Here is a 21,024-nt window from a genome sequence, read left to right on the forward strand (position 1 = left end):
ACCCTCCTCGTTTAGTAAACCGTTTCTTTAAAGAAGAATCCTGTATCTAACGGACGATTTACCGGTTGTATTTCTTCTATCTCTTTCAATAAATCATCTTTCACGTCATAATACGCATCACGATCTTCTACACATAAATCAATCGCCTTACGATATTTCTTCGTTACCTCAACAATGTATTCAGAACTTTTTAGGACACCATCAATTTTTAAGCTATCGACTTCAGCATCGATTAGTTCCTCTAACTCATCGATGAAACAAATATCATTCGGACTCATAATGTGAGTACCATTTTCATCTTCATAAATTGGATATTTGTTATTACGTTCTGGGTCGTATAAGAACATATTCTCTTCATACTTTTTCTTTTCGATGTCGAGATTACGCCCTTGATATTCAAAGTAGTTTCCTACTAGTGAACGCTTCGATTGGAACATACAAGTCATACCGTGAATTTGCACTTCAAGTTCCACTTCAGCATTTTCTTTTAATTCAGCAATTTCATCTAAGCTAAGCTCACGAGCTAATACAGCACGTTTCGCCCCTCTTTGCCCCCAATAGTTACAAGTAAACCAGTTTGTTGCTGTCGTTTCTGTATTCCAGTGAAGTTGCATATTTGGTGCAACTTCACGAACAGCCATTAATACCGCTGGATCTCCGAAAACAATTGCATCTACATTTACCTCATTTAAAAAGGCAACGTAGTCCGTTAATTCTTCCACTTTATCATTGTGGAACATCGCATTCATTGCAACGTATACTTTCACACCATTTTCATGTGCAATGTTTACAGCTTGTTTCACATCTTCACGTGAAAACTCTCCTGCCAAACGTAAACCAAACTTTTGTTCACCAACCATTACTGCATCTGCCCCTGCTTTCACAAGAGGTTCAATATCCGCCACCGCTCTAGGCGTTACTAACAATTCAGGTTTCTTCATACTTTTGTCACCCTCTCTTTTTACTTACAGCCACTCCATCGCCAATTGGGAAAATCGTTGTATCATATCCTTCATGGTTCATAAGCCATTCATTGTACGTCTTAATACGACGAATCAAACCACGCGTACGTCTATTTTCAATTTTCTCTTTTGTCGTTACAAGACCATGGTACATAACGTTATCTGAAATAATAACGCCACCAGGATTTAATAACGGTTCGTATAAGTCAAAAAAGCGACGATACTGCCCTTTCGCTGCATCAATAAAAATAACATCAAATGTTCCATGTTCTTTCACTTGTTCGCCCGTTTCTAAAGCATCACCGTAAATAACAGAAATACGGTCTGTTACCGAGGAACGTTCTATATATTCAAGTGCCTTTTCATATCGTTCACGATTGCGCTCTACTGTCACAATGCGAGAGTTCGGAATAGCTTGCATCATACGAATACTAGAATAACCGATTGCTGTTCCAAGTTCTAAAATACTTTCCGGTCCAATTAAACGTAAAAATTGCAGCATAAATTCCATCCCAAGTCGATCCATAATCGGCACATGGTTTTCAGTTGCATACTCTTCCATTTCAAGAATTAATTTATCTTTTGGATCAATAAATGATAATAGGTACTCGTTAACTGCATCCTCCATAATTGGTCCTCCTTATTTACATGGAGAAGTGCCTCTATGACGCGTCAACCTTTGTCTTTTCACACATAGAATGCAATAAAAATACAAGCCAGTTTCACCCTTAGTTTGTACGTCCCGTTTTGATATTAAAAACGATTCTTCTGCCAGTTTTTAACCCGATATATTTTACCATAAAAAAGAGGGATGTGCGACTTTTTTCGCTACCCCTCCCCATTTCACTGTTTTTTCGTAATGTATTTTTGCTTTAATGCATTATGTTCTTCTAATGTTTTCGCATAATACACTTCACCACTTGGTGCAGCTAAGAAATAATAATAATCTGTTTGCGCAGGATCTAACGCTGCTTCCACTGAATGTTTACCAGAGTTTGCAATCGGTCCAACCGGCAATCCTTTCACAACATACGTATTGTACGGTGAGTTTACTTTCAAGTCTTCGTATAATACACGTTGTTTATGCTTTCCAAGCGCGTATAATACCGTCGGATCCGTTTGAAGCGGCATACCTTTCGCTAAACGATTATAGAAAACACTAGAGATTTTCTGGCGATCAGTAAAGCCAGTGGCCTCTTCTTCAATAAGTGAAGACAACGTGAGAAGTTGATGAACATCCCAGTTCTTCGCTTTCATTTTCGCCTCATTTTGAACAATGATTGCATTTGTTTTCTCTAGCATTGGAATTACAATTTCCTCTAGCGTCGTATCTTTCTTATAGAATGAGTACGTCGCAGGATATAAATAACCTTCTAATGGGTATTTAATATTACTATCAAAGATTTTATCCGTTAATAACTTCGGATACTTTTGCTGCATTTTTTGAATAAATGCTTTATCGTTTAATTGACGCGTAACATCATCTTTATTCCACTTTAGTTCTGCCGCAATCGTTTCTGCAATTTCAGTTATTTGCGCCCCTTCTTTGATCGTCACTTTATAAAGAGCTGGGCGATGCACGTTGCCAGATGACATTTGTTCGATAACATCTTTAGCATCCATCGAAGGATTTAATAAATATGTACCTGCTTGTAAACTTTTCGATTTAGCCTTTGTATAAAAACTAAAAACTGTACCGTTTTTCACAGCACCTTTTTCTTCTAAAATTTCTCCAATTTTACTTGTAGATGATCCTTTCGGAATTTCTACCTCGATCTCTTTTTTATCCCCGCTATCAACCGGTCCTAATGCCGATAAAATATACGCATAGACTGAACCACAAACTAAAAGCAGTGCAATAATCGAAAATAAAAAGATGCGTCTACGCTTCTTTTTCACTTGATTCTCTATCAAAACATTTCCTCCTTACTTAATTGTAGACCGTATGTACACCTTTCTATACAGCACGATGTAAAAACGCAACAAATTCACTTATCTTTTTAATAGACACTTTATTTTTCTACAATCCGTCTCATTATACTACAAAGACTTACACAGTTTCGACAAAAAATCTTTCATTTTACATATAAATACAAAAAAAGATGGACTGTATGTCGTCCATCTTTTCAGTACTTATTCTTCTTCTTCTTGCTCATCAGCAAGAGTGTTAAACATTTCTTGTACCATTTCCCACTCTTCTTCAGATTCAATTGAAAGTAATGTTCCGCCCTCGTCTTCACTTTGCTCGTATGCCATTGCATCGAAGATTTGGTCTCCATCTTCGTCTACTTCACCGATTGGAGAGAAGACTACGTATGATTTTTTGCCGAATTTTTCAGCATCAAAAGTGAAAATAATTTCACATAAATGTTCGTTTCCTTTTTCGTCTACAATTGTAATTTGATTTTCTTCCATTTTGGTCACCTCTTATTTACTATCTAAAAATCCTTGTAAGATTACGACTGCAGCCATCTTATCGATTACCTGTTTTCGCTTCTTACGGCTTACATCAGCTGAAATGAGCAGACGTTCCGCTGCCATCGTCGACAAACGCTCGTCCCACATTACAACTTCTAATTGTAACAGATTTCGCAGGTTTTCTGCAAATTGCTGGCACGCTTCACCACGCGGGCCAATTGTACCATTCATATTTTTAGGTAAACCCACTACTATTTTGTCCACATTGTACTGTTTTACTAACTCAGAAATACGATCAAAACCAAAGTGGCCTCGTTCTTCGTTAATCCTGATTGTTTCCAGTCCTTGTGCTGTCCAGCCCATTTCATCGCTCATTGCAACACCGACTGTTTTAGTACCAACATCTAAACCTAATATCCGCATAAACTACTCCTCACGATGATGTTTCAAGTAAGACTTCACAAGCTCTTCAATCAACTCATCACGTTCAAGCTTGCGAATGATGCTTCGTGCATCTTTATGGCGAGGTATGTATGCTGGGTCTCCACTTAATAAATAACCGACGATTTGGTTAATCGGATTATAACCTTTTTCTTGAAGTGCATCATACACAGTTAAAAGTACATCATTTACATGGACACTCTGTTTTTCATCTTGAATGCTAAACTTCATTGTTTTATCAAAACCGTCCATTTCAAGCACCTCACTTGTAAGTAGTAAGTATAGGGAGAAGAACTTCTCCTCTCCCTACCATTGTACACTACTATCTCTTTATTTTGAAACAGATTTAACGTACTCTTGTACAAATGCTAAAGCTTCCTCTACTTGCGCTGGGTTTTTACCACCTGCTTGAGCCATGTCAGGACGGCCACCACCGCCGCCTCCACAACGAGAAGCTACTTCTTTCACAAGTTTACCTGCATGGTAACCTTGACTAATTAAATCTTTCGTTACGCCAGCTAAAATATTTACTTTATCGTCATTTACAGACGCTAATACAACAACTGCAGACTCTAATTTATTTTTAAGGTCGTCCATCATTGTACGTAAGTTGTTCATATCTGCAACATTTACTTTCGCCGCTAATACGTTCACGCCATCAACTGTCATTACTGAATCAGTTAAGTTTCCAGCTTCGATATTGCTTAATTTCGCAGCAAGAGATTCGTTTTCTTTTTGAAGTTGTTTTACTTCAGCAAATAAACCATCTACTCTTGTTAAAATATCTTTCGGATTTGTTTTCATTTTTCCTGCTGCTTCTTTTAATAAACCTACTTGATCGTTCATTAATTCATATGCAGATTTACCAGTTACCGCCTCAATACGACGTGTTCCTGCACCGATACCAGACTCGGCAACAATTTTGAAAATACCGATAGAAGCTGTGTTATCAACGTGACAACCACCGCAAAGTTCTAAGCTGTAATCGCCTACTTGTACAACGCGTACAACATCTCCGTATTTTTCACCGAATAATGCCATTGCGCCCATTTCTTTCGCTTCTTCGATTGATTTTTGAGAAATCTCAACGTTAATACTTTCCCAAATTTTCTCGTTTACGATACGCTCAATTTTTTCTAATTCGTCAGCTTGTACTTGACCGAAGTGAGAGAAGTCAAAGCGTAAACGTTCAGAAGTTACAAGAGAACCTGCTTGGTTAACGTGTGTTCCAAGTACATCTTTTAACGCTTGGTGTAGTAAGTGAGTTGTTGTATGGTTTTTCACAACGCTACTACGGTTTTTCGTATCGATAACAGCTTTTACAGCCGCATCTTTCGTTAATGTACCTTCTTCCACAACTACTTTGTGTAAGTTTTGACCATTTGGTGCTTTTTGTACATCTTTTACAACAACTTTCACGCCATCAGCAAGAAGGTAACCACGGTCTGCAATTTGCCCACCGCTCTCAGCGTAGAATGGCGTTACATCAAGCATTAATTGTCCTTCTTCACCTGCTTGTAGGCTATCTGTGTACTCACCATTTTTCACAAGTGCAACAACATTACTTTCTGTTGCAACTGTACCGTAACCAACGAATTCGCTCGCTACTTTAACTTCACCAAGTACACCGCCTTGAACTTGCATAGAGTCAACGTCTTGACGAGCAGCACGTGCACGCTCACGTTGTTTCTCCATTTCATTTTCAAAGCCTGCTTGATCAACTGTCATACCAGCTTCTTCTGCATATTCTTCTGTTAATTCAATCGGGAAACCGTACGTGTCGTATAGACGGAACGCATCCACGCCAGAAATAACAGTTGTTTCTTCTTCTTTCGCTTTTGCAATTACTTCAGCTAAAATTGATTCACCATCATGAAGTGTTTCATGGAAACGCTCTTCTTCATTCTTCACAACTTTTGCGATGAAATCTTTCTTTTCAAGTACTTCTGGATAGAAGTCTTTCATTACTTCTCCAACAACCGGTACTAATTCAAACATGAATGGACGGTTGATATTTAATTTCTTAGAATAACGAACAGCGCGGCGTAATAAACGACGTAATACATAACCACGGCCTTCGTTAGATGGAAGAGCACCGTCACCAACAGCGAATGTTACTGTACGGATATGGTCAGCAATTACTTTAAACGCCATATCTTTTTCTAAATCGCCATTACGATATTTCTCACCAGAAATTGATTCTGTTGCACCAATCATCGGCATGAATAGATCTGTATCAAAGTTCGTAGGTACATCTTGAACGATAGATGTCATACGCTCTAGACCCATCCCTGTATCGATGTTTTTCTTAGGAAGCGGCGTATATGAACCGTCTGGGTTATGATTAAATTGAGAGAATACAAGGTTCCATACTTCTAAGTAACGCTCGTTTTCTCCGCCCGGATATAATTCTGGGTCACTAAAGTCATTACCGTAAGCTTCACCGCGGTCATAGAAAATCTCTGTATTCGGTCCACTTGGTCCTTCACCGATATCCCAGAAGTTTTCTTCTAAACGGATGATGCGTTCTTTTGGAACACCCATTTTCTCATTCCAAATCGTGAATGCTTCTTCATCTTCTGGATGAATTGTAACAGATAGTAATTCTTTATCGAATCCGATCCACTTGTCACTCGTTAGAAATTCCCAAGCCCAAGTAATTGCTTCTTCTTTGAAGTAATCACCGATTGAGAAGTTCCCTAACATTTCAAAGAATGTATGGTGACGAGCCGTTTTCCCAACGTTTTCAATATCGTTTGTACGAATTGATTTTTGTGCATTTGTAATACGTGGGTTTTGCGGGATTACACGTCCGTCAAAATATTTCTTTAATGTTGCTACACCACTGTTAATCCATAGAAGAGATGGATCTTCATGTGGAACTAGTGATGCACTAGGTTCTACTGCATGTCCTTTTTCTTGGAAAAAGTCTAAAAACATTTGACGAATTTGTGCGCCTGTTAGTTGTTTCATTGTATTTTCCTCCTTAAATATAAAAAACTCCCGCCCCTATAAAAGGGACGAGAGTTAACTCGCGAATACCACCCTAATTATGAATTGATTATTATAACAATCAATTCATCACCTCATGGTGCCGTAACGTGGCAAGACGGCAGTGATTAGCTGCTCTCAGGATTAGCTTTCTGTTACCCTTCATTTAAAGCTCCTTTCAGCCAGTGGAAGCTTCTCTCTACAAATGGACTGTAACGTACTTGTTCCGTCATTGATTTAATGTATTATATGACTAAATATAATAGAATTCTCTTAAGTTTGTCAATGTAGATAATCATTTATATTGTATCAATTACTTATTACTCATAGTTATTCTACTGTTCATTCTTAACAGCCTTTAAATATATTATGCATTTATTACTAAATAGGAATCGCCTCACAAAAAATACTTTATACATTTTTCTAAATATTACATTATTTGTTACACTTAAATTATTAACAATAAAGGAGCGATTACAATGACAACTTTATTGAATCAAGCTAAAGAAATGTTAACAACTGATGAAAAAATCCTTTTTTATGCAGCATGCTCATTAAATATATTTATATACCGTTCCGTCGCAAGGCCAGGACTGTTAATCTTAACGAACAAAAGGCTCTTCTTTTATGGCCCTGACGTAAGCAAAAACCCAATATTTGAAGAGTACTCTTTCGCAAACATTTTTAATCTAAAAGAACAGAAGCATCTTTTCAGCAATCAAATTGTATTTATGTATGATACGGAATGGAAAAAAATAAAACATATTCAAACAAATGATGTAAGCTCTCTCGTTCAACAAATACACGAGCAACTCTCTAAATAATTATAGCCCTCTACTTTTATAAGTAGAGGGCTTTTATATTACACATCTTCTTTTTTCCAAAGAGGCCTTACATGAACAATCACTGTACGAATGACAGCTAAAACAGGAACTGATATTAATAATCCTACAATTCCTGCCACTTCTCCTCCAACTAGTAATGCAAGCATAATGATCACAGGGTGCATACGAAGCGACTTACCAACGATGTAAGGAGATAAAATGTTACTTTCCAAAAATTGCAAAATAGCAATTGTAATCCCCGCCTTAATGAGTAAGCTCGTTGATACCGTTGCCGCAATCATCAACGTGGGAATCGCCCCTAAAATAGGACCAAAGTACGGGATTATATCCGTTACCCCAATAATAATGCCGAGCAGCAATGGATATTTCATACCGATAAACCAAAAAGAAAGAACAGATACTCCCCCTAATACTAAGCAAACAAATAACTGTCCTCGAATATAACTTCCGAGTGATTTATCAATTTCTTTCGCAAGCATTTGACCCGTACCACGCCACTTACTCGGAACTAATTTCCAAAAGATATGATAAAACTCACCGTAATCTTTTAATATGTAAAATACAATGAATGGAATTAAGAAAATAATGAGTAACGAATCCAGTACACCACGAGCTGTGCTCATGACTTTATTTAAAAGCGCTTGGATCTTCGTTTCTACACCACCAAAAATTTGTTTCACCTTTTCATGAATAAATGATGGGAAATTCGCTGTTTGTTCCGTTACCCCATCCATCCAAGAATCGTACATTTTTGTAAACTGCGGAAATTGTTCATTAATCTCTTGCAACTGCTTAATAACAATTGGCGTTCCTTTATAAATTCCATAGCCAATCCCGCCGAAGAAAAGTACGTAAATGAGCAAAATGGCAAGTGTGCGAGGCATCCCTTCTTTATGGATTTTTTCAATTAAAGGATGCAATAAGTACGCAATGAAACACGCGATAAGAAACGGTGTAATTGCCACTTTAAATACAAAAATAATCGGTGCCCATAATGGCTTAATTTTTAAAAAGACAAGCAAACAAAGAAAAACGAGTAACAATAATCCTAAACGATATATCCAAATAATTTTAAGATTCTTCACACGAAAAACCTCCTCCACCTTTATTTTGAAAATAAATAGGTTAGGTTATGTGCAAAAGTTTTAAAATCTTTTTATACAGACCATACTGTTTTTTAAAGACGTACATATATTTAACATAATAAGGACAACCACCCCTGAAAATACAAAATGTCAAAATATAATCAGGAGGGCTCATAATGGTCTTATTTATGCTTGTATTATCCGCACTTTTTATGCTTCTTGAATGGATTTGTATCGGGTTTGGTATTTGGAAAGGCTTCTTTATTCGCTCCTCGCGAAAAGAAAGAGCGAAGCACTTATGGCATTATGGAATGCTTGGCGTTGGATGTTACGGTTTATCTTATCTCTTCTCTGAAATCGGACTTTTATATTTGCATACAAGCGCATAAAAAAAACTCCCTTATCATGAAGGGAGTTTTTTACACCTTATAAATAAGACTTAATCATCTTACGTGCTTTTTTCACATTGCGTTTTGAGAATACATCTTGTTTGCGAGCATATTGATACGCTGCAGCTCCAACACCTAATGCGATTAATGAATTGCGTAGATTCAAAGTAAATCCCCCTTTTCGTTATCCGATCGTTCTTTCATTATCATCAAATAAATCATCAAGAGAGCTTAATGAACCATCTTCCTCTACTTGATGTGTATGGATTTTCCCCTTTGAAACCGATAATTCGATATAACAATTCCAGCAATAAAATTGGTTGACACCTATTTTTCCGATGTCTTTCCCTTTGCAATTTGGACAACTGAACATATGGCTTTCATCTCCTTACAGTCTCCCAGATTCTATTCGCCATTATGTCCAAACTGCATTCATTTATACATTGCTAGAGCCTTCCAACGTTATACGTTTGAAAGTTTCATTATATAATTTCACCTTGTTACATGAAATCATACGGTGAAATGTTTTCCACGTCCATTTCTTCACCATTAACCGTCACCAACTGCACTTCGCCTTGTGATTCTTGCAATCGACCAGCTAAAGTCGTTTGACGCATTGCATCATCAAGACGATTTACACCGGATTGAAAAGCTGCTTCCTCCCCGCAAATAATAAGGAATTTCTTACTCCTTGTAATACCCGTGTAAATTAAATTACGACGTAACATACGGTTATAGCTTTTTACAATCGGCATAATAACAATCGGAAATTCACTACCTTGTGATTTATGAATCGAGCAGCAATATGCATGTGTAATTTGATTTAAATCTGGCTTTGTATAGGTTACTTCAATCCCATCAAATGAAACGATAATCATATCTTGTTGCTCAACGTTTTCTTTCGCATAAAACACCGAAACGATTTCTCCGATATCACCATTAAACACTTGGCTCTCTGGCTGATTAACGAGTTGCAGTACTTTATCACCTCTGCGGTATACAACATCACCGTAAGCAATTTCTTTACTCTTTTCTTTTTTCGGATTAAACACTTCTTGCAATGCTTCATTCAGCACATTAATACCAGCAGGCCCACGGTACATCGGCGCTAATACTTGTACATCTCTTGCACTAAATCCTTTTGTCTTGGCATTTTCACATACTTTTTTTACAACTTCAACGATTTGGGCTCCTGTACAGCTGATAAATGAACGATCTTTTTTATTTTGCGCTAAATCTGGTGGAAGTGTTCCGTCTTTTATCGCATGGGCAAGTTGAATAACAGATGACCCTTCCGCTTGACGATAAATTTCTGTAAGCTTGACCGTTGGAACCGCACCTGCATTCAATAAATCTTTTAACACTTGTCCAGGTCCTACAGATGGCAACTGATCTTCATCACCTACAACGATAACTTGAATATTTGTCGGAAGTGACTTGAATAGCTGATTTGCAAGCCAAATGTCAACCATTGAAAACTCATCAATAATGAGTAACTTTCCTTGTACTGGATCGGTTTCATTACGCTGGAAAGACCCTTCTGGCGTCCAACCGAGCAGACGATGAATTGTGCACGCCGGAAGCCCTGTCGATTCACTCATTCGCTTCGCTGCTCTTCCAGTTGGAGCCGTTAATAATATTGGAAATGGATTATCATCACTATATTCATTCGGATTTAAGGATACTCCGTGAAGTGATGCATACATTTCAACAATTCCTTTAATAACTGTTGTTTTCCCCGTTCCTGGTCCACCTGTTAATAACATCATCGGCTTATGAAGTGCAGTTTGAACTGCTTCTTGCTGAAGCGGCGCATACTGCACCTTTAGCTGTTCTTCAATTTCTCCTAATGTTTTTAACACTTCTGCTTCAGGGAATGCCGGGGTTTCTTCTTGATTCATAAGACGACGAATTGACTTTACAACGCCTTTCTCAGAATAGAATAAAGAAGCTAAATACACTCGCTCTTCTTCTATTATGACTTTCCCTTCACTTTGCATCATTTCAACGCAGCCTACAATATCTTCCTCAGTCACTCTGCCTTCTTGATTATTTAAAAGTGACATCGTTTCTCTTACAAGCTGACCTTTTTCCATATACACGTGACCGAGTTGTAATGAAATATTCTCTAACGTATAAAAACACCCTGCACGTACACGGTCGTCATGATTGCCCGTTATTCCGATTGCACGCCCTATATCATCTGCTCTTCCAAACCCAATTCCGTCCACTTCTTCAATAAGCTTATATGGATTATTACGAATCACTTCTAATGTCATCTCTTTATATTGCTGATAAATTTTAATAGAAAGTTTTGTTCCAAAACCGTAGCCATTTAAAAAACTCATCACTTTCTCTAGCCCTTGATGCTCAATAATCGTCTCATATATTTCCTGCGCTTTTTGCTTGTTTACAACACCATTTAACGCATCGGGATCATCCATAATTTTAGAAATCGCATGCTCACCTAGATGATCAACGATTTTTTCGGCTGTACGCTTTCCAATCCCTTTAAATAAATCGCTTGCTAAATATTGCACCATACCTGCTTTTGTTTGTGGCAATTCTTTCTTAAACGTTTCAACTAAATATTGTTTCCCATACTTTGGGTGGTCTTTAAAATGACCTGTTAATGTAAACACTTCATCTTCATGCATACGGGGAAAATGACCGTTTATCATTACTTTTTTTTCGTCGTATGTTTCATTCGTTTCAATGACTTTCATACTGACAACGGAATAGAGGTTTTCTTCGTTGTGGAAAATGGTATGAAGAACTTGCGCTTTTATAAATTTTTTCTCTTCCTCAAACAAATCCATTGCATGTTGATTTCCCATATTTCCTCTCCTTTCCGAGTTCTTTTCACTTTAATGAGCAGTACATCCCCCACCTCTTTCACAATCTTTAGATGAGGGGTAACTGCGCATTAAACTATAATTTCACTTTATTCAGCTTCTTGCTCTAATAAACGAATACCATTACCAGCTAAAAAGTGGTCTGGCTGAATTTCAGTCGCTTTCTTAAATAAAGTAAGAGCTTTCTCGTTATCTTCTTCGAATACGTACGCAACACCTAAATTATAATACGCATCTGCATGCTCTTCATCCATTTCTAATACCTTTTCAAAATAAGGTTTTGCCTCTTGAATATGTTCTAGTCGCGCGAAGCAAAGTCCGCATTGGAAAACAGCTTCTACATCGTCTTTATCTAATTCCGTCGCTCTTTGTAAAAATGGAAGTGCAAGACGATCATTTCCAAGTTGCACATGTGTGATACCTAACATAAATGTTACATCCGCTGATTGTAATCCCGCTTGCATCGCTTGTTCAAATACACCCTTCGCCTCTGCAAATTGCTCTTGACCGTAATATACGTTTCCTAGACCATAATAAGCAGCCGCAGATTTATCATCTAATTCTAATGCACGTTTATAAAATAAAATTGCTCGCTCACTATCACCTAATGCATCTAATAAATTCGCAAAGTTAATGTATCCAAGCGCATCTTTCGGATTTTCTTCGATTGCTTCTGTGAAATTTTTAGCTGCTTCTTCCCAGTTTCCTTCTCGCATATATTTAATACCTGTTTCAAGTTTGTTTGACATGTCCTTCACCTCTACAACAAATTATAACAAAGAATGTATTTTCCAAGCGAACAAAAATTCGCTTTATGTAAAAGAAACCTCTAACCGCTAATCGGCAGAGGCTTCTCGTGTTATCCTAAATAATCTAATTTCTTACCACTATGATATACTTCATCAATTGTAGCGCCGCCTAAGCACTCATCTCCATCATAGAAAACAACTGCTTGGCCTGGCGTAATCGCACGAATTGGCTCATCACAAAGAATACGAACTGTATTTTCATCAACGATTTGAACCGTTACTTTATTGTCTGCTTGACGATAACGGAATTTCGCTGTACACGTAAATTCTTTTTCCTTCGCTTTATTACTTACCCAGCCTACATTCGTAGCAATAACTTCATCACCATATAGAAGTTCGTTATGGAATCCTTGGTCAACATATAAAATGTTTTCTTTCAAGTTTTTTCCAACAGCAAACCATGGATCACCATTACCACCAATACCAAGACCATGACGTTGTCCAATTGTATAGTACATTAAACCATCATGTTTCCCTTTTACTTCACCAGATAATGTTTGCATCACACCTGGTTGCGCTGGTAAATAGTTACTTAAGAAATCTTTAAAGTTACGCTCACCGATGAAGCAAATACCAGTACTATCTTTCTTCGCTGCTGTCGCTAAACCAGCTTCTGTCGCCATCTCGCGAATTTGTGGTTTCTTTAATTCACCTAATGGGAACATTGTTTTTGATAATTGCTCTTGGCTTAATTGATTTAAGAAATATGTTTGATCTTTATTGTCATCAACGCCGCGAAGCATTTTATATTCGCCGTCCATATAAGCAACACGTGCATAATGGCCTGTTGCTACATAATCAGCACCAAGTGCAATTGCATGCTCTAAAAATGCTTTAAATTTAATTTCTTTGTTACACATTACATCTGGGTTTGGTGTACGACCAGCTCGGTACTCATCTAAAAAGTACGTAAATACTTTATCCCAGTATTGTTTTTCAAAGTTTACTGCATAATACGGAATGCCGATTTGGTTACACACTTCAATTACATCATTGTAATCTTCTGTTGCTGTGCAGACACCATTTGCATCTGTATCATCCCAGTTTTTCATAAAAATTCCGATTACATCATAACCTTGCTCTTTTAATAAAAGAGCTGCTACAGATGAATCGACGCCACCGGACATCCCGATGACAACGCGTGTTTCGTGAGGTAGTTTGTTCATCATGTCACCTCCCATGCTAATTTTGTGTTAATCGCTTCACGATTTTCACTGTTTCGTACGCCGCTTTTTCAATTTGCTCTTTCGTATTTCCAAGACCGAAACTAAAGCGTACGGATGAACGTATTTGATCGGAGTCTTTTCCGAACATCGCCACTAATACATGTGATGGGTCAATCGAACCAGCTGTACAAGCAGAACCACTTGATACTGCGATGCCAGCTAAGTCTAAGTTTACAAGAAATGGTTCAATATTCATTCCTGTAAAACTTACATTAAACACATGTGGTAAGCGATATTCCAAGTTTCCGTTTACCTCGAAAGTAATGTCTTCATTTTTGAAGACAGATACCATTATATCTTTAAACTCTTCATATTGGGCATTTTTTTGCTCACGAGTTTTTTCAGTTATCAAAATTGCTTGCTGCAGTCCGGCAATACTAGGTACATTTTCAGTACCAGCACGGCGTTTTCTTTCTTGCTCTCCGCCTATTAATAACGGTTCAAACTTCACATTTGCACCAGCATATAGGAACCCGACACCTTTTGGCCCGTTAATTTTGTGAGCTGAAATTGATAATAAATCAATTCCAAATTCTTTCACATCAATCGATAATAAACCGTAGGCTTGTACAGCATCTGTGTGGAAATAAGCTTGATGTTCTTTTAACAGCTTACCTATTTCCGCAATTGGTTGCATTGTCCCTACTTCATTATTCCCGAACATAATAGATACAAGAATCGTCTCTTCTGTTAGTGCCTTTTGTATGTCAGAAACTTGAACACGCCCTGTTTCATCAACAGGTAAATACGTCACTTCAAATCCTTCACGCTTTAACAATTCACACGTATGCAAAATCGCATGATGTTCAATTTGCGTTGTAATAATGTGGTTACCTTTGTGACGATTCGCGCGCGCTACACCTATAAGTGCTAAATTATCAGCTTCTGTACCACCGCTCGTGAATATAATTTCATTTGGACTCGCGTGAATGCTACGTGCACACACACGTCTCGCCTCATCTACCGCATGGCGCGTTTGACGCCCATAAAAGTGAATACTAGACGGGTTTCCAAATATTTCTGTCATATATGGAATCATCTTTTCGACCACTTCTGGGTGAGTCGGAGATGTCGCAGCATGATCTAAGTAAATGCGTTCCATTAAATCTCCTTCTTTCCAAATCGTTTCACAAGGAATTAAATGTAAAACATATAGCCCCCGTGATTTTCTTCCTCATAACGTACTAAATCTTCTAAAGTTGTACTATCTAATACTTCTTGCACCGCATCACGAACACGCATCCATAATTGGCGTTGTGCTGGTTCTTCTTCTTCTATCATTTCTACAACACTAATTGGACCCTCTAGTACACGGATTACATCTCCAGCTGTAATGTTGACTGGCTGATCAGATAATACATATCCGCCATATGCCCCGCGCGTACTCTTTACAAGACGAGCGTTACGGAGTGGTGAAATTAATTGCTCTAAATAATGCTCAGATAGGTCATGTGCCTGCGCTATTGATTTTAATGAAATTGGGCCTTCACCAAACTTTTTTGCAAGGTCGATCATAATTGTTAAGCCGTAGCGGCCTTTCGTTGAAATCTTCATCTATTTGCACCTCATTTCAAATTTTCACTTCTATTGGTTATATCCTATTTATAAAAGAACACAATTTAAAATCCTATGAAATTATAGCATAATATAGTATTATAAGAAATTTCAACTTGTGTATCAAAATGATAACATAAAATCACATTGAAAAACTCGGAAATTATTACAATTGAAAGAAAAATGAAAATATTAATATTCATTTTTCCCACAAAACAGCATCCTATTTCAAATTTCATCAAAAAAAATGATACGATAGAATGAGATTATACATTAAGGGAGAGGGTCAAATGAAACAACCACTCGCACATCGAATGCGCCCTACAAATATTCAAGAAATTATCGGACAACAACATTTAGTTGGTGAAGGCAAGATTTTATGGCGAATGGTCCAAGCAAATCATTTTCAATCAATGATTTTATATGGTCCTCCAGGCACAGGAAAAACATCAATCGCTAGCGCAATTGCAGGAAGTACTGGAACCCCGTTTCGCCTCTTAAACGCTGTTACTCATAATAAAAAAGATATGGAAGTTGTCATACAAGAAGCGAAGATGCATCGACACCTCGTTTTAATTTTGGATGAAGTTCATAGGCTAGATAAAGCGAAGCAAGACTTTCTATTACCCCATTTAGAAAGCGGACTTCTTACTTTAATTGGTGCAACGACAAGCAATCCATTCCATGCTATTAATTCTGCTATTCGAAGTCGTTGTCAAATTTTCGAATTACACGCATTAACAGAAGATGATATTTTAATTGGCTTAAAACGAGCGCTTGAAGATAACGAAAAAGGGCTTGGGGAATATGATGTAACTGTCACGGCTGAAGCATTACATCACTTTGCAAATGCATCAGGCGGTGATATGCGCTCAGCTTATAATGCACTTGAACTAGCTGTTTTATCTAGCTTTACAACTGACGATAAAGCTGCGGAAATTACACTTGAAATTGCTGAAGAATGTTTACAGAAAAAGAGTTTCGTTCACGACAAAGGTGGCGATGCTCACTATGACGTTCTATCTGCTTTTCAAAAATCAGTACGCGGAAGTGATGTGAACGCCGCACTTCATTATTTAGCACGTCTTATTGAAGCAGGTGACTTACAAAGCATCGGTAGACGTCTGCTTATTATGGCATATGAAGATATAGGACTTGCTAGCCCACAAGCTGGACAACGTACACTTGCAGCAATTGAATCAGCTGAACGAGTCGGCTTCCCAGAGGCACGCATACCACTTGCAAATGCCGTTATCGAGCTTTGCTTATCACCAAAATCAAATTCAGCTTATAAAGCGCTTGATGCTGCATTACACGATTTGCGTAACGGTCAAACAGGTGACATTCCAAGTCATTTAAAAGATAGTCATTACAAAGGCGCCGAATCGTTAGGTAGGGGTATCGGATACTTGTATCCACACGATCAGCCAAATGGGTGGGTACAACAACAATACTTACCTGATAAAATTAAAAACAAGCAATATTACAAACCGAAAACGACAGGAAAATTTGAACAAGCACTTTCTACAGTTTATGAAAGATTACAAAGTTCGCATAAAACGAAAAATAAAGGGTAATATAAGCGAAAACGTCACCATTACGGAGGCTTCGCTTATGAAAACACGTCAAGATGCATGGACAAAAGAAGACGATCTCCTGTTAGCTGAAACTGTTTTACGACATATTCGCAGTGGAAGTACACAAATAAAAGCATTCGATGAAGTTGGTGATACATTAAACCGAACTTCAGCAGCTTGTGGCTTTAGATGGAATGCTGAAGTAAGACCATATTATGAAGATGCGGTGCAAATTGCAAAAAAACAACGTAAAGAATTAAAGCGTTCGGAAGCTAAAATAGAAAAAGAGCAGTTCACACAAACTCGGCAACTCGTAATCGATGCCGAGTTTTCAGAAGATATTGCCCCAAATAAACAAGATCTTACAATGCAAAATGTCATCTCATTTTTGCAAAACTTGGAACACAATAACCCTTCACTCGCAAAGTTACAAACTGAAAATGACGTATTACAAGATCAGCTCACTTCCCTGAAAAAAACGAATAATGAACTTGAAGCAAAATTAGCTGTTCTCACAAAAAAACAACAAGCAATCGAAGAAGATTATGCAATGCTTGTTAGAATTATGGATCGTGCTCGAAAACTTGTTTCGGTCGAAGAACAAGAAGAGCAAATTGCTCCGATTTTCAAAACCGATCAAAATGGAAATTTAGATATTATATATTCTGCAGAAAATTAAAAACAGGGATGCCACTTTTTCAACTAAGTGACATCCCTATTTTTTCCCCCTTAGTGAAACAGCACCACATTAAATGAAATTATATTAACGATTCGACATCAATATTTCTTTAAAACATACAAAAAGCATATACCCCAGGCGGATATATGCTTTCTTTTTTATTCTTGCCCTACACGCTTCACTTCTACGTTTTTAATACGTTCACGTACAACGTGACTCGCCATAATTAAACCAGCCACAGATGGTACAAATGCATTTGAAGAAGGCGGTAATTTCGCTTTACGAATTTTTGCATTTTCGTCTGGTACGATTTCTTTACGTACTTCTTCACGAATTACGATTGGGTTTTCGTCAGAGAAGACAACTTTTACACCTTTTTTAATACCATCTTTACGAAGCTTCGTACGAATTACTTTCGCAATTGGATCTGTATGTGTTTTAGAAATGTCCGCAATACGGAAACGAGTTGGGTCCATTTTATTTGCCGCACCCATACATGAGATAATTTTGATTTTACGACGTAAACATTGCTTAATTAAATGAATTTTGAACGTAATCGTATCAGATGCATCTACTACGAAATCTAAACCGTGTTTAAAAAACTCTTCATATGTTTCATCTGTATAAAACATCTCTAGTCCAATTACTTCACATTCTGGATTAATGTCTGCAATACGCTCTTTCATTAATTCTACTTTTGAACGTCCTACAGTAGATACTAACGCGTGGATTTGACGGTTTACGTTTGTAATATCTACAACGTCTTTATCAACTAATACAAGACGTCCTACGCCAGAACGTGCTAACGCTTCTGCCGAAAATGACCCTACGCCGCCAATTCCTAAAATACCGACTGTACTATTTTTTAATATTTCAAGGCCTTCTTTTCCAAAGGCTAATTCATTACGTGAAAATTGATGTAACATTCAGCTCTACACTCCTATTACAAAAATGGTCTACCATGTATTCTAGCGTTTTTCCGACTATTTGTATAGAAAAAGTTATAGAATTCCTAAAAATACATATTCAAAGAGAAAAAATAAAACATAAGACCACTAGCTGAACCAGACTTTTTTTAACTTCCTCTTCAATATACGTTTAAAAAGGAGGATTCAGATGGCCGAGCAGATCGAGGCACTGTCGCCAGGAGGATTGCAGCGTAGCTTTACTACTCGAGCACCGGACTAGCATACGTAACGATGAGCTGCGACAGTTATCTGAACCGAACTTTTTAAATAAACTCTTCAATATACGTTTAAAAAGGAGGAGCGCAGTGTAGCTTTACTACTCGAGCACCGGACTAGCATACGTAACGATGAGCTGCGACAGTTATCTGAACCGGACTTTTTAAACAACCTTTCAAAAAAAGCCTAGATGGGGTTAGTATAACCATCTAGACTCTATTTTTACTTCTCTTCTTTCACGCTCAATTTTAAGCTTAGCTCTTCAAGCTGAGCTTCTGCAACTGGGCTTGGCGCTTCTGTTAACAAGCAGCTTGCGCTTGCTGTTTTCGGGAATGCAATTGTATCACGAAGGTTCGTACGACCTGCAAGTAACATAACAAGACGGTCTAAACCTAATGCAATTCCGCCGTGTGGTGGTGTACCGTATTCGAATGCTTCTAATAAGAATCCGAATTGTTCTTGCGCTTCTTCTTGTGAGAATCCAAGTGCTTTGAACATTTTTTCTTGTACGTCACGCTCGTAAATACGAAGTGATCCACCACCAAGCTCATAACCGTTTAATACAAGGTCATATGCTTGTGCACGTGCTTTTTCTGGCGCTGTTTCTAATAACTCAACGTCTTCACGGAATGGCATTGTGAATGGGTGGTGAGCTGCGAAGTAACGATCTGCATCTTCATCGTACTCAAGAAGTGGCCAATCTGTTACCCATAGGAAGTTAAATTTACTTTCGTCAATTAACTCAAGCTCTTTACCTAGACGTAAACGAAGTGCACCTAAGCTATCTGCAACAACGCTCTTTTTATCTGCTACGAATAGTAATAAGTCGCCAGCATTAGCTTCTAATGTACTCATTAACACGTTTGCATCTTCTTCACCGAAGAATTTTGCAATCGGTCCTTTTAGGCCATCTTCTTCAACTTTAAGCCAAGCTAGACCTTTTGCACCGTATACTTTTACGAATTCAGTTAATGCATCGATATCTTTACGAGAGTATTTGCTCGCAGCGCCTTTTGCATTAATTGCTTTTACTTGTCCGCCGTTTTCTACAGCACTTGTAAATACTTTAAAGCCACAGCCTGCTGCAAATTCAGATAGGTCTGTTAGTTCCATTTCAAAGCGTGTATCCGGCTTATCAGAACCGTATCGAGCCATTGCATCAGCATATTTCATACGAGGGAATGGCGCATTAACTTCTACACCTTTTGCATCCTTCATAACTTTCGTCATCATACGCTCCATCATTTCTAAAATTTCATCTTGCGTTAAGAATGATGCCTCGATATCGATTTGCGTGAATTCTGGTTGACGGTCCGCACGTAAATCTTCGTCACGGAAACAACGTGCTACTTGATAGTAACGCTCAAATCCACCGACCATAAGAAGCTGTTTAAATAGCTGCGGAGATTGAGGTAATGCATAAAATTCACCATCATGCACACGGCTTGGTACTAAATAGTCGCGAGCTCCTTCTGGCGTGCTCTTCGTTAAAATTGGTGTTTCAACTTCTAAAAACTCTTCTGTATCTAAGAAGTTACGAATTGTTTTCGTTACGTCATGACGCATTTTGAATGTGTTGAACATTGCAGGACGACGTAAGTCTAAATAACGATATTTTAAACGCACATCTTCTGACGCATCTGTATCATCAGCAATAATGATTGGCGTTGTTTTCGCTGCGTTTAATACGTTTACTTTCGTTGCTTGTACTTCAATACGACCAGTTACCATATTGTCATTAATTGCGCCTTCACCACGTTCAACAACTGTACCTTCTACGTGTAATACGTATTCGCTACGAATCGTTTCTGCTACTTCTAACGCTTCTTTTGATGTTTCTGGGTTAAATACAACTTGTACGATACCTGTACGGTCACGTAAGTCGATAAAGATTAATCCACCTAAATCACGGCGTTTTTGTACCCAACCTTTTAATTGAACTGTTTGTCCAACCGCTTCTACTGTTACTTTTCCGCATGCATGTGTTCTTTCAGCCACTTTAAGTTCCC

At 37.9% G+C, this 21,024-nt stretch carries 21 protein-coding genes; 4 read left to right on the top strand and 17 right to left on the bottom strand.

Annotated features, from left to right (window positions below; translation table 11 throughout):
• Positions 1 to 11 precede the first annotated feature (11 nt).
• From KPL75_RS08605 to alaS, 7 genes are all read right to left on the bottom strand, one after another.
• The gene (locus tag KPL75_RS08605; RefSeq protein WP_219920360.1) at positions 12 to 941 is read right to left on the bottom strand and encodes a peptidase U32 family protein; all 930 of its coding nucleotides are present in this window, start codon (positions 939 to 941) and stop codon (positions 12 to 14) included.
• A 7-nt stretch (positions 942 to 948) separates the two neighbouring features.
• A complete protein-coding gene (locus KPL75_RS08610; protein WP_219920361.1) occupies positions 949 to 1,590 on the bottom strand; it encodes an O-methyltransferase in 642 nt (213 codons plus the stop codon).
• A 215-nt stretch (positions 1,591 to 1,805) separates the two neighbouring features.
• Positions 1,806 to 2,876 (bottom strand): endolytic transglycosylase MltG, encoded by a 1,071-nt coding sequence (mltG, locus tag KPL75_RS08615; protein ID WP_219920362.1) that lies wholly within the window; start codon positions 2,874 to 2,876, stop codon positions 1,806 to 1,808.
• Positions 2,877 to 3,095: 219 nt separating this feature from the next.
• Positions 3,096 to 3,377, bottom strand: coding sequence for a DUF1292 domain-containing protein (locus tag KPL75_RS08620; protein ID WP_219920363.1), 282 nt, complete (start codon positions 3,375 to 3,377; stop codon positions 3,096 to 3,098).
• A 12-nt stretch (positions 3,378 to 3,389) separates the two neighbouring features.
• Positions 3,390 to 3,803 carry a Holliday junction resolvase RuvX gene (gene ruvX, locus KPL75_RS08625; protein WP_001221204.1) on the bottom strand — a complete coding sequence of 138 codons (414 nt, stop codon included), beginning with the start codon at positions 3,801 to 3,803 and terminating at the stop codon, positions 3,390 to 3,392.
• A gap of 3 nt (positions 3,804 to 3,806) precedes the next feature.
• Complete coding sequence (locus KPL75_RS08630; protein WP_000348590.1) at positions 3,807 to 4,073, bottom strand: IreB family regulatory phosphoprotein; 267 nt, start codon at positions 4,071 to 4,073, stop codon at positions 3,807 to 3,809.
• Positions 4,074 to 4,151: 78 nt separating this feature from the next.
• Positions 4,152 to 6,794, bottom strand: a complete 2,643-nt coding sequence (gene alaS / locus KPL75_RS08635) for an alanine--tRNA ligase (RefSeq protein ID WP_219920364.1) — start codon at positions 6,792 to 6,794, stop codon at positions 4,152 to 4,154.
• A 497-nt stretch (positions 6,795 to 7,291) separates the two neighbouring features.
• Between alaS and KPL75_RS08640 the strand changes: the two genes are divergently transcribed.
• Positions 7,292 to 7,636, top strand: coding sequence for a PH domain-containing protein (locus KPL75_RS08640; protein WP_219920365.1), 345 nt, complete (start codon positions 7,292 to 7,294; stop codon positions 7,634 to 7,636).
• 38 nt (positions 7,637 to 7,674) lie between these two features.
• Here the strand turns inward: KPL75_RS08640 and KPL75_RS08645 are convergent, their stop codons facing one another.
• Complete coding sequence (locus tag KPL75_RS08645) at positions 7,675 to 8,742, bottom strand: AI-2E family transporter (protein WP_219920366.1); 1,068 nt, start codon at positions 8,740 to 8,742, stop codon at positions 7,675 to 7,677.
• Between the two features lie 176 nt (positions 8,743 to 8,918).
• Between KPL75_RS08645 and KPL75_RS08650 the strand changes: the two genes are divergently transcribed.
• The gene (locus tag KPL75_RS08650; RefSeq protein WP_002122697.1) at positions 8,919 to 9,131 is read left to right on the top strand and encodes a hypothetical protein; all 213 of its coding nucleotides are present in this window, start codon (positions 8,919 to 8,921) and stop codon (positions 9,129 to 9,131) included.
• Between the two features lie 37 nt (positions 9,132 to 9,168).
• Here the strand turns inward: KPL75_RS08650 and KPL75_RS08655 are convergent, their stop codons facing one another.
• The 7 genes from KPL75_RS08655 to cymR form a co-directional block, all read right to left on the bottom strand.
• Positions 9,169 to 9,297 (bottom strand): YrzQ family protein, encoded by a 129-nt coding sequence (locus tag KPL75_RS08655; protein ID WP_002015286.1) that lies wholly within the window; start codon positions 9,295 to 9,297, stop codon positions 9,169 to 9,171.
• Positions 9,298 to 9,315: 18 nt separating this feature from the next.
• A complete protein-coding gene (locus KPL75_RS08660; RefSeq protein ID WP_002015288.1) occupies positions 9,316 to 9,504 on the bottom strand; it encodes a hypothetical protein in 189 nt (62 codons plus the stop codon).
• Positions 9,505 to 9,631: 127 nt separating this feature from the next.
• Positions 9,632 to 11,968: an SF1B family DNA helicase RecD2 gene (locus KPL75_RS08665; RefSeq protein ID WP_219920367.1), complete on the bottom strand. Its 2,337-nt coding sequence runs from the start codon at positions 11,966 to 11,968 to the stop codon at positions 9,632 to 9,634.
• 107 nt (positions 11,969 to 12,075) lie between these two features.
• Positions 12,076 to 12,735 (bottom strand): tetratricopeptide repeat protein, encoded by a 660-nt coding sequence (locus tag KPL75_RS08670; protein ID WP_219920368.1) that lies wholly within the window; start codon positions 12,733 to 12,735, stop codon positions 12,076 to 12,078.
• Between the two features lie 110 nt (positions 12,736 to 12,845).
• Positions 12,846 to 13,961, bottom strand: a complete 1,116-nt coding sequence (mnmA, locus tag KPL75_RS08675) for a tRNA 2-thiouridine(34) synthase MnmA (RefSeq protein ID WP_002160392.1) — start codon at positions 13,959 to 13,961, stop codon at positions 12,846 to 12,848.
• A 16-nt stretch (positions 13,962 to 13,977) separates the two neighbouring features.
• Entirely contained in the window at positions 13,978 to 15,123 is a 1,146-nt protein-coding gene (locus KPL75_RS08680) for a cysteine desulfurase family protein (protein ID WP_219920369.1), read from the bottom strand.
• Between the two features lie 35 nt (positions 15,124 to 15,158).
• Entirely contained in the window at positions 15,159 to 15,575 is a 417-nt protein-coding gene (gene cymR, locus KPL75_RS08685) for a cysteine metabolism transcriptional regulator CymR (protein ID WP_000704117.1), read from the bottom strand.
• 290 nt (positions 15,576 to 15,865) lie between these two features.
• Here cymR and KPL75_RS08690 point away from each other — a divergent pair, with 290 nt between their 5' ends.
• Positions 15,866 to 17,152 (top strand): replication-associated recombination protein A, encoded by a 1,287-nt coding sequence (locus tag KPL75_RS08690; protein ID WP_219920370.1) that lies wholly within the window; start codon positions 15,866 to 15,868, stop codon positions 17,150 to 17,152.
• Between the two features lie 37 nt (positions 17,153 to 17,189).
• Complete coding sequence (locus KPL75_RS08695) at positions 17,190 to 17,831, top strand: RsfA family transcriptional regulator (RefSeq protein WP_002145629.1); 642 nt, start codon at positions 17,190 to 17,192, stop codon at positions 17,829 to 17,831.
• Positions 17,832 to 17,989: 158 nt separating this feature from the next.
• Here KPL75_RS08695 and KPL75_RS08700 read toward each other — a convergent pair whose 3' ends face one another.
• Together KPL75_RS08700 and aspS are read right to left on the bottom strand one after the other, a co-directional pair.
• Complete coding sequence (locus KPL75_RS08700; RefSeq protein ID WP_000903181.1) at positions 17,990 to 18,757, bottom strand: tRNA threonylcarbamoyladenosine dehydratase; 768 nt, start codon at positions 18,755 to 18,757, stop codon at positions 17,990 to 17,992.
• A gap of 480 nt (positions 18,758 to 19,237) precedes the next feature.
• The gene (gene aspS, locus KPL75_RS08705) at positions 19,238 to 21,013 is read right to left on the bottom strand and encodes an aspartate--tRNA ligase (protein WP_219920371.1); all 1,776 of its coding nucleotides are present in this window, start codon (positions 21,011 to 21,013) and stop codon (positions 19,238 to 19,240) included.
• Positions 21,014 to 21,024: the final 11 nt, after the last annotated feature.

The organism is Bacillus sp. NP247, from assembly GCF_018966865.1.
Classification (GTDB): Bacteria; Bacillota; Bacilli; order Bacillales; family Bacillaceae_G; genus Bacillus_A.